Annotated in this window: 1 pseudogene; it reads right to left on the bottom strand. The window is 60.6% G+C overall.

Features of this window, described 5'->3' with window-relative positions:
* Window positions 1-231, bottom strand: a pseudogene (locus AACR77_RS15415) (alpha-amylase family glycosyl hydrolase); the annotation flags it as partial.

Raw genomic sequence — 231 nt, 5'->3', positions numbered from 1 at the left:
TGATACCAGCGTCGTACCAGCAGCGGCCACTGGAATAGCGCCGCCCAACGCTCGGCCACCTCCCGCTCGCTCCAATTGGCAGCGGTATCCGGCTCGACCTTGAGCACCAAGTGATAGTGATTGCTCATCACCGCATAGGCACACACACCGATGGCAAACAGTCGCGACAATTGGCCCAACTTGTCCACTACCCACTGGCGCCGATGCTCGTAACTCTGGCCGGAGTGGGCA

Origin of the sequence: Aeromonas sp. ZOR0002, assembly GCF_963866995.1 — a bacterium.
GTDB lineage: Bacteria > Pseudomonadota > Gammaproteobacteria > Enterobacterales > Aeromonadaceae > Aeromonas > Aeromonas caviae.
Note: the sequence above shows the minus strand (reverse complement) of the source record. Positions and strands in the feature narration are given on the sequence as shown.